General features: G+C 69.2%; 13 protein-coding genes and 1 pseudogene. 5 read left to right on the top strand and 9 right to left on the bottom strand.

Features of this window, described 5'->3' with window-relative positions:
• Positions 1-20: 20 nt before the first annotated feature.
• From fdh to FHS44_RS31420, 7 genes are all read right to left on the bottom strand, one after another.
• A complete protein-coding gene (gene fdh / locus FHS44_RS31450; protein ID WP_184721321.1) occupies positions 21-3,278 on the bottom strand; it encodes a formate dehydrogenase in 3,258 nt (1,085 codons plus the stop codon).
• A complete protein-coding gene (locus FHS44_RS31445) occupies positions 3,275-3,607 on the bottom strand; it encodes a hypothetical protein (RefSeq protein ID WP_221461518.1) in 333 nt (110 codons plus the stop codon). Before FHS44_RS31445 ends, fdh begins: the two co-directional genes overlap by 4 nt.
• A 320-nt stretch (positions 3,608-3,927) precedes the next feature.
• Positions 3,928-4,338: a DUF2795 domain-containing protein gene (locus tag FHS44_RS31440; protein ID WP_184721319.1), complete on the bottom strand. Its 411-nt coding sequence runs from the start codon at positions 4,336-4,338 to the stop codon at positions 3,928-3,930.
• 139 nt (positions 4,339-4,477) lie between these two features.
• Positions 4,478-4,924 carry a DUF6069 family protein gene (locus tag FHS44_RS31435; protein ID WP_184721317.1) on the bottom strand — a complete coding sequence of 149 codons (447 nt, stop codon included), beginning with the start codon at positions 4,922-4,924 and terminating at the stop codon, positions 4,478-4,480.
• 463 nt (positions 4,925-5,387) lie between these two features.
• Entirely contained in the window at positions 5,388-6,386 is a 999-nt protein-coding gene (locus FHS44_RS31430) for an RNA polymerase subunit sigma-70 (protein WP_184721315.1), read from the bottom strand.
• Positions 6,387-6,649: 263 nt separating this feature from the next.
• The gene (locus FHS44_RS31425; protein WP_184721313.1) at positions 6,650-7,111 is read right to left on the bottom strand and encodes a hypothetical protein; all 462 of its coding nucleotides are present in this window, start codon (positions 7,109-7,111) and stop codon (positions 6,650-6,652) included.
• A gap of 141 nt (positions 7,112-7,252) precedes the next feature.
• Positions 7,253-7,621, bottom strand: coding sequence for a VOC family protein (locus FHS44_RS31420; RefSeq protein WP_184721639.1), 369 nt, complete (start codon positions 7,619-7,621; stop codon positions 7,253-7,255).
• 63 nt (positions 7,622-7,684) lie between these two features.
• Here FHS44_RS31420 and FHS44_RS31415 point away from each other — a divergent pair, with 63 nt between their 5' ends.
• Positions 7,685-8,143, top strand: a complete 459-nt coding sequence (locus FHS44_RS31415) for a MarR family winged helix-turn-helix transcriptional regulator (RefSeq protein WP_184721311.1) — start codon at positions 7,685-7,687, stop codon at positions 8,141-8,143.
• A gap of 52 nt (positions 8,144-8,195) precedes the next feature.
• Here FHS44_RS31415 and FHS44_RS31410 read toward each other — a convergent pair.
• A pseudogene (locus FHS44_RS31410) lies at positions 8,196-8,356 on the bottom strand (DUF397 domain-containing protein); the annotation flags it as partial.
• A gap of 753 nt (positions 8,357-9,109) precedes the next feature.
• Between FHS44_RS31410 and FHS44_RS31405 the strand changes: the two are divergent.
• The 3 genes from FHS44_RS31405 (at position 9,110) to FHS44_RS31395 (ending at position 11,271) form a co-directional block, all read left to right on the top strand.
• Complete coding sequence (locus FHS44_RS31405; protein ID WP_184721309.1) at positions 9,110-9,862, top strand: endonuclease/exonuclease/phosphatase family protein; 753 nt, start codon at positions 9,110-9,112, stop codon at positions 9,860-9,862.
• A complete protein-coding gene (locus tag FHS44_RS31400) occupies positions 9,859-10,341 on the top strand; it encodes an HAD family hydrolase (protein ID WP_184721307.1) in 483 nt (160 codons plus the stop codon). The genes FHS44_RS31405 and FHS44_RS31400 overlap by 4 nt, the downstream gene beginning before the upstream one ends.
• Before the next feature lie 144 nt (positions 10,342-10,485).
• A complete protein-coding gene (locus FHS44_RS31395) occupies positions 10,486-11,271 on the top strand; it encodes an NYN domain-containing protein (RefSeq protein WP_184721637.1) in 786 nt (261 codons plus the stop codon).
• Positions 11,272-11,285: 14 nt separating this feature from the next.
• Here the strand turns inward: FHS44_RS31395 and FHS44_RS31390 are convergent, their stop codons facing one another.
• Positions 11,286-12,221 (bottom strand): helix-turn-helix domain-containing protein, encoded by a 936-nt coding sequence (locus tag FHS44_RS31390; RefSeq protein WP_184721305.1) that lies wholly within the window; start codon positions 12,219-12,221, stop codon positions 11,286-11,288.
• A gap of 80 nt (positions 12,222-12,301) precedes the next feature.
• On the opposite strand from FHS44_RS31390, the gene FHS44_RS31385 reads away from it, so the two are divergent.
• Positions 12,302-13,039 carry a class I SAM-dependent DNA methyltransferase gene (locus tag FHS44_RS31385; RefSeq protein ID WP_184721303.1) on the top strand — a complete coding sequence of 246 codons (738 nt, stop codon included), beginning with the start codon at positions 12,302-12,304 and terminating at the stop codon, positions 13,037-13,039.
• Positions 13,040-13,763: the final 724 nt, after the last annotated feature.

Raw genomic sequence — 13,763 nt, 5'->3', positions numbered from 1 at the left:
CCAGGTCGAACGCCATGGCCTCACACCTCCGTTCCGGTGAGCTCGGTGATGCCCGCCCGGCGCCGGTAGTCGCTGACCAGCTCGGTCAGCGCGGGGCCGCGCGGTCGGCGGCCCGGACGGATGTCGGCGGACAGCGCCTTGACCTCCTGGATGTGCGAGTTGGGGTCGAGGGAGATCGCCGACAGCTCGTTCGCGGCGTCCCCGGCGCTGAGGCCGTTGGGTCCCCAGTGGAACGGCAGGCCGATCTGGTGCACCAGGTATCCGTCGGCGCGCAGCGGCGTGATGCGCTGGGTGACCAGGACGCGCGCCTCCACGGCGTTGCGGGCGGTGATGATCGTCGCCCATCCACCGTGTTCGAGCCCGCGTTCGACGGCCAGTTCCGGCGAGACCTCGCAGAAGAACTCCGGCTGCAGCTCGGCCAGGTAGGGCGTGTTGCGGCTCATGCCGCCCGCGGTGAAGTGCTCGGTGAGCCGGTAGGTGGTGACGATGTACGGATACACCTCGGCGCCGGGTTCGCCGGGACCGGGGTGGTAGCGGTTGTCCCTGTGCGGATAGATCATGCGGGCCGGGTTGCGCTGCGTGCCGTACAGCAAATTGGGGACCGGGGAGTCCTGCGGCTCGTAGTGGGTGGGCAGCGGCCCGTCCACGACCCCGGCCGGGGCGAACAGCCAGCCCTTGCCGTCGGCCTGCATGATGAAGGGGTCGACGCCGGACAGCGCGGCGAAGCCGGTCGCGCCCTCGGGCGGCTGGTAGCCGGGCTGCTTGGTCCGTTCGAAGTCGGGCACGTCGTAGCCGGTCCACTCCCCGGCTTCCTCGTCCCACCAGACGAGTTTCTTGCGTTCGCTCCACGGGCGGCCGTCTGGCCGGGCCGAGGCGCGGTTGTACAGCAGGCGCCGGTTGTCCGGCCACGCCCAGGCCCATTCGGCGGCGATCCAGTCCTGCTCCTCGGCGGGTTTGCGGCGGGCCGCCTGGTTGACCCCGTCGGCGTAGACGCCGCAGTAGATCCAGCAGCCGCAGGCGGTCGAGCCGTCCCCCCTGAGATCGCCGTAGCCGGACAACGGCCGCCCCTCGGCGTCCCAGCCGTTGATCTCGGCGAGTACGGCTTCCGCGACCGGTTCTTCGAGGGCGCCCTCGACGGGGTAGTCCCAGGTGAGGTCGAGGACGGCCGCGTCCACGGGGTCGGTCGAACCGGCCAGTTTCTCCCGGATGATCCGGCCGAGGTGGTACATGAACCACAGGTCGCTGCGGGTGTCCCCGGCGGGCTCGACGGCCTGGTGGTGCCACTGCAGCATGCGGTTGGTGTTGGTGAAGCTGCCGCTCTTCTCGGTGTGCGCGGCGGCGGGCAGGAAGAACACCTCGGTGCCGACGTCCTCGGTGCGCAGCTCCCCGGTCTTGGTCTCCGGGCCGTCCTTCCACCAGGTGGCGCTCTCGATGAGGCTGAAGTCACGCACCACGAGCCAGTCGAGGTTGGCCATGCCCAGGCGTTGCATCCTGGCGTTGGCCGAGCCGACCGCGGGGTTCTCCCCCAGCAGCAGGTAGCCCTTGCAGGTGCCCGCGAGCTGGGCCATGACGGTGTCGTAGGTGCTGTGGCTGCCGGTCAGCCGGGGCAGGTGGCCGAAGCAGAAGTCGTTGTCAGGGCGGGCCGCGGGACCCCACCAGGCCTTGAGCAGGCTGACCGTGTAGGAGCGCATGTCGGCCCAGCCGCCCTTCTCCGCGGCGTCCGCCCGCAGGAAGGCCTCCAGGTTCTCGTGCCGGTGCGCGTGCGGCATGGGGATGTAGCCGGGCAGCAGGTTGAACAGGGTGGGGATGTCGCTGGAGCCCTGGATGCTGGCGTGCCCGCGCAGCGCCTGGATGCCGCCGCCGGGGCGGCCCATGTTTCCCAGCAGCAGTTGCAGGACGCAGGCGGCCCGGATGAACTGGGAGCCGTCGCTGTGCTGGGTCCAGCCCACGGCGTAGACGAACGCGGCGGTCCGCTCCGGGCCCGAGTTCTCCACCAGATTGCGGCAGACCTCGGCGAACATGTCCTGCGGGATGCCGCAGACGCGTTCGACCGCCTCCGGGGTGTAGCGGGCGTAGTGGCGCTTGAGGATCTGCAGGACGCACCGGGGATGCGTGAGCGTCTCGTCGCGCCGGGGGGTGCCCGTCAGCGGCACCCCGCCGCTTCCGTGGGCCTCGCCGCGGCCCGAGGAGCTGACCGAGCTTCCCTGGTCGGTGCGCCGCCCGTAGTCCTCGTCGCGGTCGCCCGAGGCCGCCACCGTCGTCTCCGCTCCCTCGTACTGCCAGCTCCCGCAGTCGTAGTGCCGTGTCTCCTCGTCGAACCCGGAGAAGAGCCCGTCGAGGTCCTCGGTGTCGCGGTAGTCCTCGCCGACGACGGTCGCGGCGTTGGTGTAGTTGAGCACGAACTCGCGGAAGTACAGGTCGTTGCTCAGCACGTGGTTGACGATGCCGCCGAGGAAGGCCACGTCGGTGCCCGCGCGGATCGGCACGTGCAGGTCGGCCAGGGCGCTGGTGCGGGTGAAGCGCGGATCGACGTGGATGACGACGGCGCCGCGCGCCTTGGCCTCCATCACCCACTGGAAGCCGACGGGGTGAGCCTCGGCGTAGTTGGAGCCCTCGATGACGATGCAGTCGGAGTGCTGGAGGTCCTGCATGAACGTGGTCGAGCCGCCCCGGCCGAAGGAGGTGCCCAGTCCGACGAGGGTCGAGCTGTGGCACACCCGGGCCTGGTTCTCGATCTGCACCACGCCCAGGCCGGTCAGCAGCTTCTTGATCAGGTAGTTCTCCTCGTTGTCGAGGGTGGCGCCGCCGAGGGCCGCGATGCCCATGGTGCGGGCCGTACGCCTGCCATCCGACTCCCACTCCCAGGTCTCCCCGCGGGTGGCGATGATCCGGTCGGCGATCATGTCCATCGCGGTGCCGAGGTCGATCTCCTGCCAGTCGGCGGCGTACGGCGGGCGGTACAGGGCCCTGTGTTCGCGGCCTGAGGCGGTGGTGAGCTGGAGGCTGGCCGAGCCCTTGGGGCAGAGCCTGCCCCGGCTGACCGGGGAGTCGGGGTCACCCTCGATGTGCACGATCTTCTCGTCGCGGACGTAGACGTTCTGGGCGCAGCCGACCGCGCAGTAGGGGCAGACCGACTTGACCACGCGGTCCGCGGTGGCGGTGCGCGCCGTGAGCCGGGCGGTGCGCGCGGACTTCACGGCCGCTCCCCTGCCGAGCGGGTCGTGTCCGGTGAGCTGACGCAGCAGGGGCCAGGAGGCGAGCCGCTCGAACGGGTTCACCGGGTCCGCTCCGCTTCCGCCGCGCGCATCGGCGCGTCGGCCTGGACGCGGCGGTTGATCCACCGGTGCACGGCGTCATGGGCGGTGGGGTTGAATTCGCGGGGGTTGACCAGCAGTTGCGTGTGCGAGGGCAGCATCCCGGGCCGCCGCCGTTGCTCGTGGGTGACGGTGTCGCCGCCGTCGGCGGGGACGCCGGTCGCGATCAGGTAGGCCCGGCCCGGTGGGATGCCGAGGACACGGGAGATCTTCTCGTAGCTCTCGCCCTGGGCCAGCAGCCTCAGGACCCGTCTCTTGCCCGGCATCGCCCACCCCCGCGCCGTCTCGCCCATGTTCCGTTCCCTGCCGCGGGGCGGATCGAGAAAAACCATCCCGGTTTCGCCGAATAGGCAAAAGCCTTCGATCCCGAAATATCGTGCGGTGGCAGTTTTGCCGGTCAGGAACCGATCTGCGGCCAGGCGGGGCCGCTCAAGGGGCCGCTCAAGGGGCCGCTCAAGGGGCCGCTCAAGGGGCCGCTCAAGGGGCCGCTCAAGGGGCCGCTCAAGGGGCCGCTCAAGGGCCGGTCTGTGGCCGGTCTGTGGCCGGTCCACCCCCGGGCGCGGGTGGACCGGCGTGGCGCTTCCTGTGGGTACGGCGGAGCCGTACCGGCCGGTCAGCCCCGCTCGCCGCCGAGGCCGAGCGCGTCGGCGACGTCCTCGACGTTGGCGAAGGTCCGGTCGGGCAGCGACTGGAGCGCGGAGAGCACGGAGTCCGGCGCGTACTGCTCCTCGGCGCGGGCCAGCAGGGTCGCGCGGTCGGCCGGGAAGGCGTGGGTGCCGCTGATCCAGCTCGCCAGGACGCTCCTGCTGTCCACCTCCTCGGGGGTCATGCCCTCCGGGGAGGCCGGTTCGCGGCCGGACGGCCCTTCCCTCGGGAAGAGATCCTTGTCGCCGGGGGCGTCCAGGGCCTCCGGGTCCTTCCACTCCTCGGGGCTGGTGTCCTCCGACTGGTGGAGGACGTTCCGCTCCTCGCGTTTCTGCTCGTCGTCCAGTCGTGGGCCGTGCTTGGCACTTCCCCGTTCCATATGTAATCCCCCTTCCGGTTTCTTCCCCTTTGTCCCTGCCCCACATCTCGGCGACTACCCACGGGCGGACAGCCGTACGAAACTCGCTGATTTGTTCGCATATCCGAGCATGGGCACGGAGTGCCCGCACCGCGCACGGTCAGGCGGTCCTGGCGCGCAGGCTCCGCGTCAGGGTGGGGATCATCACCGCCGCGGGGACGAGGTGCAGGCAGAGCAGGGCGATGACGGTGGTGGTCGCCGCCCCGGCGAGGAAGGGCGGGACCAGCGAGATCGCGGTCAGCGCCACCGCCGTCCGCCCGAACCACTCGGCGGGACGGGCACTCCAGCGAAGGAGGGCGGCGGCGATGACGACGCCCACGACCGAGAAGAATCCGGTCACCACGGCGAACCCGGGCAGCGGGATCGTCTCTCCCCCGTCGGGGATCTCGAAGGCCACACCCAGAGCCTGGGCGAGCGCGGCGGCGAGGGTCGTGACCGTCATCGCCGCGAGCGTGGCCACGAGGCCGGTGCCGACGAGCCCGAGGAACCGGTGGATCCGGCCCGACGCCGGGCCTGCGGCGAGCGTGGTGTCATTCGTGCTGTTCATATCGTTCTCCACCGTTCGGTGAGGGGCATGGGGGTATGCCGCCCGGCGGGCACCGGCCCTGACTTGGGGGATGCCCGTCCCGGCTCCGGGGGTACCGGTCCCGACTCCGGGGGTGCCGGTCCTGGCGTCGAGAGTGCCTGGCCCGACTTCGGGAGTTCCTGGTCCGGCTTTGGGGGCGCCTGGCCTGGCTTCGGGAGTGCCCGGTCCGGCTTTGGGGGTGTCTGGTCTGGCTTTGGGGGTGATGATGCGTACTTTCGCCGTGCGGCGGCCGGGGTTGCGCAGGGCGCGGACGCCGGTGCCCCGGAGCCAGAACCCAGCGTCGCGTTCGAGGACCGGCCCCGGCTCGCCGTCGCGCAGCTCAAGCTGCACCCGCCCTCGGACGACGACGCCGAACGCGTCGCGCCATTCGGCCGCGACCACCGCGACACGCCCGCCACCTCGCAGCGCGAGCGTCCGCACGGGACTACTCCGTGCCGTCCGCCGCCAGGCGCTCCGGCAGCCCGAGCATCGGGAACCGGTCCTCGTGGAAGGTGATGATCTCGGCGATCTCCCCGTCGATGACGCGCAGGACGTCGATCGTCAGCGGCAGGTACGCGCTCTCCCGCCCGTTCCACAGGTAGAAGGCCACGGCGGGCTGCCGGTTCACGGCGACGGGGACGCCGCGCAGGCCCTTCATGCCCTCGAAGCCGCCCTCGATCCAGTCGTTCAGCACCGTGTCGCGTCCGACGCGCAGTCCCGGCGTGGGCGGCATCGAGGCGCGGACGTCCGCGCGCAGCAGTTCGGCGATCCTGCCGATGTCCGTGGCCACGCTGGCGTCGGTGTAGCGGCGCACCAGCTCGCGCGTCCCCGCGTCCTCCTCGCCACCGGTCCAGTCCTGCCGCTCGGCGGGCAGGTGCTCCCGCATCCCGGCGCGGGCCCGCTGCAGCGCGCTGTTCACGGAGTTGACCGAGTCTCCGAGCAGCTCCGCCACGTCCTTCGCCCGCCAGCCGAGCACGTCCCGCAGGATCAGCACGGCCCTCTGACGTGGCGCGAGGTGCTGGACCGCGACCAGATAGGCCAGCTCGATCGTCTCCCGCGCGACCGCGACGCTCTCCGGCTCGTCCGCGTCCGCGGCGGGCAGCTCGTCGAGCAGCCGGTCAGGGTACGGCTGAAGCCACAGCACCTCACCCCCGGTCGCGGGCTCAGGACGGCACCTGGCGAGCAGGTCCAGGCAGGCGTTGGTGGCGATCCGGTACAGCCAGGCCCGGAACGTCGAGCGCCCCTCGAAGGTCTCCCGCCCCCGCCAGGCCCGCAGGAACGTCTCCTGCACGGTGTCCTCGGCGTCCTCGAACGACCCGAGCATCCGGTAGCAGTGCACGTGCAGCTCCCGCCGATGCCGCTCCGCCAGCCCAGAGAACGCCGGTTCGTCCACCTCACCCAGACCACTCACACCCAGTTCCTCCAGCCGCGTGTCCGCACCCATCACGTCATCCTTCCGGCTCGTCGTGTCCCGTCGCAGATATGACAGGCACGACCGCGAAAACTCATCACCGGGGCAGGTCGGCATGGGTGACGAACGCGGAGAGCCTCCCGGCGACCGATGCCGCCGGGAGGCTCTCCGCGTGTCCAGGCCAGACCTCGAAGGACCCTCGCTCGACGTCCGGCGAGAAGGCCGACCACGCACCGGGAAGGTTCGTGGCGTTCAGCAGTGAAAGCTCCGGCTTCGCGGGCCGCAGGGCTACGGACTCACGTCTCAGAGAATCTTGAGAAGAAGTCACGATCACGCCAGGAGTCAGAGAAGGCGTCCAGCATGGCCTCGTAAAGCCGAATATTGCTGACGTCTCCCCGAGGGTGTCTGATCCTCTCTTCGACCACCTCCCGGATGGTCTCCCAACGCAGCACGTGCATCAGGAAGGAAACGATCTCAACGGAACCTTCCTGAGGGGAGTCGATCAGAGCGATCAAGCGGCTCTCGAACTGTGCCCTCCGTTCAGGGTTCCGCTGCGCGATCACGAGCGCGTGCTCCAGTCCCGGCTCAAGATCCTCGACGCCGAGGGTCTCGTCCGCGGTGACCAGGATCCCCTGCACGACCCGTATGAACTCCGCGACCGGATCAGCGGCTGGGTCACTCTGTCTCGATGTGCTTCCCATCAGCACCACGTCCGTTCCCGTCGAAGGCACCCACTGCCGCCTTCTGAGCGTGGGCATCGCGAGGCTGATGGTAGCCAGGCTCATCGTGGGGGCACACGGCGAGCTTTCAGGCAGTCCGCACGTCCCTCCCCGGCCGCCGGTCGTTCGTTTCCCGGTCCAGATGGGCGTACGGCTGAACGCGCGGGGACGCGACCGGTGTCAGGCGCGGTCGTGGAGGGTGACCTGGTAGCCGTCGGGGTCGGCGAAGGTGAAGGTTCGGCCGAAGGGGCCGTCGATGGGGGCGGAGACGATGGTGTGGCCGTCGGCGGCGAGGGCGTCGTGGATGGCCTGGACGTCGGTGGCGTGGAGCCAGATCGCGGCGCCGATGCCGGGCTGGGCGACGGAGGCGAGGTCGGTGCCGGGAAGGACGTCGCGCAGTGCGAACGCGATCGGTTTCGTCTCGAAGACGACGGCGTGCGGGGGTCCGGCCGGGGAGCGGACAAGGCCGAGATAGCGCTCGTAGAACGCCCGCGAGGCGTCGAGGTCGCGTGCCTGGAGCGAGACGAAGTCGGGGCCGGTGACGGGCATGGCGGTGCTCCTTCTGGTCATGTCAGATTCCTGACACGGAGCAATGTATGTCAGAATACTGACATGAGTCAAAGCGGCATCGACCTGGACAGGTCACTGGGCTATCTGCTGAAGGAGGCGTCGAGCGCCCTGCGGACGGCCATGGAGGAGGTGCTACGGCCCCTCGGGATGAGCGTGACGCACTACTCCTGCCTGGAGCTGCTGGCCCAGCGGCCCGGCCTGTCGAACTCCGAGCTGGCGCGGGGCGCGTTCGTGACCCGGCAGACGATGAACGTGCTGCTCCAGGCCCTGGAGCGGGACGGCTACGTGACCAGGCCCGCGGAGGCGCCCGTCGGGAAGGTCCTTCCCGCACGGCTCACGCCTCGCGGCCAACAGAGCCTGGAGCAGGCGAGCGCGGCGGTCCGGGCCGTCGAGGTCAGGATGCTGTCCGGCATGACCGAGACCGAGCGCTCAGCCGCGTTCCGAATCCTACGGAGCATGATCCACTCCCTGCGCGACGGCGACGGCAACGACGGCGCGTAGCCCGCTCCCCGCCGCGTCCGGACGGGAGACGGCCTCTTCCGCAGGGAGCCGGTCAGACCTCGAAGGACCCGCGCTTGACGCCCTCCACGAAGGCCGACCACACACCGGGACCGAAAGTGAGGGCCGGTCCCGACGGGCCTTGCTGTCACGGACGGCCACCAGGCGGGGAAGGTTCGTGGCCACCTCGACGCAGGTGCCGCCGGCGTCCTCGGAAAGGGTTGACCTGCATCAGCAGACTCCGTTCAGTCCGCCCCATCTCTTTATCGTCTCCTTGATCAAGGTGAGGGGTCCCTCCGGGCGGGGCATCACTCCGCAGAGCGTTGCCGTGCGCGAGCGAATGCGAGCTAAGCGTGAGCGATTTCGGACTGTGATGTCAACCCGTCTTTGCGAAAGTGGTCCCACCGAACAAACGCCCACGCCGCCGGGCGAACGGAGGGACAATGTTAGCCACACTGGGAGCGCGAAAGCTAAAGCCGGGAGCCATATCGGTTGCCGAGTCCCGCCTTGAGGTCGCCAAAACAATCGGGGATGATCGTCCCTCCTACGAAGGCCCCCGGCTCGCCGTTAGTGAGCTGGCGACCAATACGATTCAGCATGGCCCGCCAGGCAGCCGTGTGACGCCCTACGTCGCAGGAAAAGGACGACTTCCTCACCGAACACAGCCGCCCCACGCTGCAGATTCCCGATTCCGAGGAACTTGACGGCTTCCCCGCAGGTGGTCGCGGATTGCGGACCGTACACGTCCTGTCTCTGGGGCACTGGGGTTTCCGGGAGCAGGGAAACCTGCGGAAGCGGGTCGTTTGAGCCTACATTCCCGCGCATCTCCACCGCCCTTAGCGGCGAACATCCAGACCCCTCGGCAGCGGTTTCAGTGAACGCAACCTCGGAGAAGGCGCTCCACTCCGACCGCCGTTCGGAATTTCCCCATGCCGAAGGCATGATCTTTCTTCCGCTGACGAGGCAATTTTGAGAGTCGTCACGTTCAACCTGTGCAACGGCGGGATCGACAACGGCAACGACACGCGTCTGCGCAGGCAGCTCGACCGGCTGGCCGGGCTCGACGCCGACGTGATCGCCCTGCAGGAGGCCAAGCACTGGGCCGAGCCCAACACCAGGCTCTTCCACGGCGGCCAGCCCTTCCACCTGGCCAAACGGACACTCGGCATGGACGGCTTCCTCGTGCCGTCCGAACACGACGGCTGCCACCTGGCCCTCTTCGTGCGGACCGGCCGCGTGCAGGTGCTCCAGGAGAAGCACACCGTGGGCGCGCCGTACTGGCACGCGGTGGGTCACCTGCGCGCCCTGGTCGACGGCAGGGTGACCTCGTTTGTCAACGTCCACTCCGCGCCCTCGACGCCACGCCTGCGCGAGATAGAGGCCGAGTCCCTGGCTCTGAAGGTCCGCAAGGGTGAGCCCGTCATCATGATGGGCGACTGGAACGCCGTCCCGACCACCTACGCCGGAACCTCAGGAGACCGCCGCAAACTCGACCACCAGGCCGCCTTCGCCCTGAGCGAGGTCGGCCTGCGCGACGCGGCGGTCGCCATGGGCGTCACCATCCCGACCGTCACGACGCCCCTCCCCTACCCGTGCGACCGGATCTACTTCAAGGGCCTCACCCCGACGTCCTTCCAGATCGGAACCGGCAACTGGGCCTCCGACCACCTCCCCGCCATCGGTGACTTCGACCTCACGCCCCCCGAACCGGTGGCGATATGACGGGCCGGTTCTCCTGCGCCGCGCTGGACTACAGCTCGACGCTCACACGGCCGGGATCACCGGTCGATCCCGGACTCGGCATGCGGCGCATCACCCCGGCCGCCATCGAGGTGATCCACGAGCTCCACGAGGCGGGGATGATCCTGGTCCTGGCCTCCAACACGCGGCACGGCCAGGACCGGCGCGAGGCGCTGCGCCGCGCGGGAGTGCTGGAGTGGTTCACGGCGACCCTGCAGTCCGCGACGCTCGGCGTGGCCAAACCCGACCCGCTGTTCTACAGGTTCGTGCTCGCCGCGGCCGACGTCGCCCCCTCGCGGGTCCTCTTCGTCGGCGACAACATGACCAAGGACGTCCTCGGCCCCCTCGAACACGGCATGCGGGCCGCCCTGATCACCCCCGACGCCACCCCCTTACCACCCGGCGCCGAGACCATCCCCGACATCACGCACCTTCCCAACCTGATCCGAACCTGGCGCTAGCCGTACAGGCGGTCGAGCTCCGGCCAGCCGAGGCCTAAGCTCTCTGTGTCGGCGTGGTGTCCCTGGCAGAGTCCGCCGAGAAGTACGGCGTGGGCCGCTCGACGCTCCGTCCCTGTCCGCCGATCTGGAGAAGCACTTGTGACCATGGAAAACGCCGGAGGGGCTACCGCGAAGCTGGCGGTCCTGATAGACGCGGACAATGCCAAGCCCGCGGTGATCCAGGAGCTGCTGGCCGAGGTCGCCAGGTACGGGACCGCCCACGTCAAGCGCGCCTACGGCGACTGGACGGACCAGCGTCTCAGGGGCTGGAAGGATCGGTTGCTCGCCCAGTCGATTCAGCCCATGCAGCAGTTCGCCTACACCACCGGCAAGAACGCCACCGACGCCGCGATGGTCATCGATGCGATGGACCTGCTGTACACGGGCCGCTTCGACGGGTTCTGCATCGTTTCCTCCGACAGCGACTTCACCCGGCTGGCGGCCCGCATCCGCGAGTCCGGGCTGACCGTGTACGGGTTCGGGGAACGCAAGACGCCCAAACCGTTCGTCGCGGCCTGCGACAAGTTCATCTACATCGAGAACCTGCGTCCCAACGTCCGGCCCGAGACCAGGCCCGTCTCGTCGGTCCCGGCGAAGGGCCTGTCCGACGACGCCGACCTGATCAACCTGCTGCGCCACGCCGTGGAGGCCGCCTCCGACGACGCGGGCTGGGCGAATCTTGCGAACATCGGCCACATCGTCACCAAGCAGCGCCCTGACTTCGACTCCCGCAGCTACGGATATCCCAAGTTCAGCGATCTGCTCGCCGCCACAGGCGCGTTCCAGGTGGAGCGTCGCAGGCCCGGCGACGGAAAGCCCGCGGTCGTCTACGCTCGCGACAAGGCCTGGACCGGTGACCCTGTCGATGGCGCGATGGACGCCGCCGGATGACAGGAGTGGCCCACTCAGGGGGAGACGAGCCGGTCACCGAGGGGGCTTCTGCCGTACAGGACGCGTCGTCCGTCGCGGACCCGGGTGAGCAGGCCCGCGCCGTACAGCACGCGTAGGTGCTGGGAGACGGCACTCGGGGTCACGCCCAGGCGGCGGGCCAGCTCGACGGTCGGCAGCGGCTCGCCGAGAAGGCCGAGCAGTGTGGCCCTGGGCGCGCCGATCAGTGCCACCAGGGCTGTGGGGTCAGGTGGCGGAACCGGGTCCCACAGGGTGGCCACCCCACGGCTGGGATAGACCAGGCACGGCGGCTCCTCCGGGTGGACCGGTGGGGCGGGTTTGTGGGCGAAAACGGACGGCATGAGCAACAGCCCCCGGCCCGAGGCCTCCACGTGGTGGTTCCCGACCATCTGGGCGATCGACAGCACCCCGTCGTGCCAGCGCAGATTCGGATGCATGTCAGCGAACAACAGACGTGCCCCACCCACGGCCAACTGCCGCGCCCGGTAGGTCATGTCGGCCTCCAGCACCAGCCGTATCCGTGACCACAGCGGCTCGACCGTCAGCCGCCAGTGGCGCCGCAGCACCTCACACAACCCGGCGGCATCGGTCTCGTCCGGAGGCTCCTCGACGAGCGCGGCCCGCAGGTCCCTGCGGACGATCTCCGGAGGCGTCCGCCGTACGACCTCCAACTGGTCCTCGAAACGCGGGGCGAAGGTCGTGGGCGGCGGCGTGAGGAAGTCCGGCAGAGCGAGCCGTCTCCCGACGAGGGACGTCAGCAGACGGACGTCCTCCGGACCGAGACGGGCCAGTGCGGACCCACGCCACGGCAGGTGTACGGCGTGCAGACCGGGTTCGCGCAGCACGCGCAGGCTCAGCACCGTCTCCTCAAGCGGAGACAGGGCGAAGTGCGTGTCCGCGAGGTCCTCGACACCGAGTCCGAAGCTGATCATTAAGCCCCACGCTACATCGTTTGGCCACCGGAGCCGGAGGGCGTGGACTTCTGTCCCTGAGAACCGAGAGGAAGTGGGACATGGAGGGATTCGATCCCCGGACGAGCTTCGGTCACGAGGTGTCCATGCGCTACGACGCCGAGGACACCCGGGGTGACGAGGAACGGACTGTCGCGTTCCTCGCCGGGCTGGCGGACGGGCGTGACGCGCTGGAGTTCGCGGTGGGCACCGGCCGTATCGCCCTGCCACTGGCCAGGAGCGGGGTGCGAGTGGACGGCGTCGAGCTCTCGCCGGACATGGTCGCCCGGATGCGCGAGAAACCGGGCGGGGACCTGGTCGAGGTGACCATGGGCGACATGTCCCGCGTCACCACCGGGCGCGTCTACGGGCTGGTCTACCTGGTGTACAACACGATCGGCAACCTCCTCACCCAGGACGACCAGGTCCGCTGCTTCGAGAACGCGGCCCGGCACCTGGACGAGGGCGGGGTGTTCGTCGTCGAGTGCCGCGTCCCGACCGCTCCGGCGCGGCCCCGGCACCAGTACGTCGATGCCGAACACGTCGGGGTCGGTCATGTCGGTCTGGACGTGTGCCGCTACGACCCGGTGACGCAGATCCTCGACGAGAACCACGTCCGGATCAGCACCGAGGGCATCACCTTCGGCCCCATCAGGCTCCGCCTGGCCCATCCCCCGGAGTTCGACCTCATGGCCAGGATCGCGGGCCTGCGCCTACGCGAACGCTGGGGCAACTGGAACCGCGAGCCGTACACGGCAACGAGTTGGCGCCACATCAGCGTCTACGAACACACCACGTGACCCGGCCACATCGCCTCCGGAAGGAACCCGCGTCGAACGCTTTCATCCACTCGGGGGCGACACCGTGGGCGAGCAGGACATCTCGTAACCCCTCGGCCATTACTTCTTCTCGTGCTTACCCGGATCCGAAGGTTCTTTTCTGTCGCCAGGAATGAACGGCTTCAGCTCCTCGAACGGCATACCTTCGTGCTCGCCCATTCGTGCGTTGTCCTTTGGAAGCCACCGTGGACGCCTTTCCGAATCGTGCTGACATGCTGCCCATCGCGCGACCCGGCGTTGCGGCGGATCTCCCGGCTCACGTTCGACGGGTTGTGGCCCGGCCCGACGACGACGGCCCGGGTGGGGCCGCCCTCACGAAGCCGGGGGCGTTCTCAGGACCACCTGACAGATCTGGGGCTAAGACCTACCGTATGACCAAACAGGACCGAGCATCATGCGGGAGACAATGTGCGCCAGTATGGCGGCAAGGTTGTGCATATGTACCTCGATCCGGACGCTCGTCCCAGCGAAGTCCAGCAGTGGGAGAAAACCGCAGATCGGCGCGCGGCATCCGGCTACATCGTTACCGAGCAAGTGTTCAACCACCCTATTGGCTCGGTGTGCCCCTACTGCAAGGTACAGGTGGTCGTCGCCAGCTCACCAGGGACAGGAAGATAGAAGTCTGACATGGCCGATTGCCGGCAGTGCAGGGGCACGGGCACCATCACGAAGCGGGAGCGGATCA

The sequence above is a fragment of the Streptosporangium saharense genome (genome assembly GCF_014203715.1).
In the GTDB taxonomy this organism is placed as follows: domain Bacteria; phylum Actinomycetota; class Actinomycetes; order Streptosporangiales; family Streptosporangiaceae; genus Streptosporangium; species Streptosporangium saharense.
Note: the sequence above shows the minus strand (reverse complement) of the source record. Positions and strands in the feature narration are given on the sequence as shown.

Excerpts from the sequence above, each read along its gene's own strand:
- FHS44_RS31395 (WP_184721637.1), top strand. The coding sequence starts at position 10,486 with ATGGAAAACGCCGGAGGGGCTACCGCGAAGCTGGCGGTCCTGATAGAC.
- FHS44_RS31435 (WP_184721317.1), bottom strand. The coding sequence starts at position 4,924 with ATGAACAGCACGAATGACACCACGCTCGCCGCAGGCCCGGCGTCGGGC.
- FHS44_RS31430 (WP_184721315.1), bottom strand. The coding sequence starts at position 6,386 with ATGGGTGCGGACACGCGGCTGGAGGAACTGGGTGTGAGTGGTCTGGGT.
- FHS44_RS31390 (WP_184721305.1), bottom strand. The coding sequence starts at position 12,221 with ATGATCAGCTTCGGACTCGGTGTCGAGGACCTCGCGGACACGCACTTC.
- FHS44_RS31415 (WP_184721311.1), top strand. The coding sequence starts at position 7,685 with ATGAGTCAAAGCGGCATCGACCTGGACAGGTCACTGGGCTATCTGCTG.
- FHS44_RS31420 (WP_184721639.1), bottom strand. The coding sequence starts at position 7,621 with ATGCCCGTCACCGGCCCCGACTTCGTCTCGCTCCAGGCACGCGACCTC.
- FHS44_RS31425 (WP_184721313.1), bottom strand. The coding sequence starts at position 7,111 with ATGCCCACGCTCAGAAGGCGGCAGTGGGTGCCTTCGACGGGAACGGAC.
- FHS44_RS31385 (WP_184721303.1), top strand. The coding sequence starts at position 12,302 with ATGGAGGGATTCGATCCCCGGACGAGCTTCGGTCACGAGGTGTCCATG.
- FHS44_RS31400 (WP_184721307.1), top strand. The coding sequence starts at position 9,859 with ATGACGGGCCGGTTCTCCTGCGCCGCGCTGGACTACAGCTCGACGCTC.
- FHS44_RS31440 (WP_184721319.1), bottom strand. The coding sequence starts at position 4,338 with ATGGAACGGGGAAGTGCCAAGCACGGCCCACGACTGGACGACGAGCAG.
- FHS44_RS31445 (WP_221461518.1), bottom strand. The coding sequence starts at position 3,607 with ATGGGCGAGACGGCGCGGGGGTGGGCGATGCCGGGCAAGAGACGGGTC.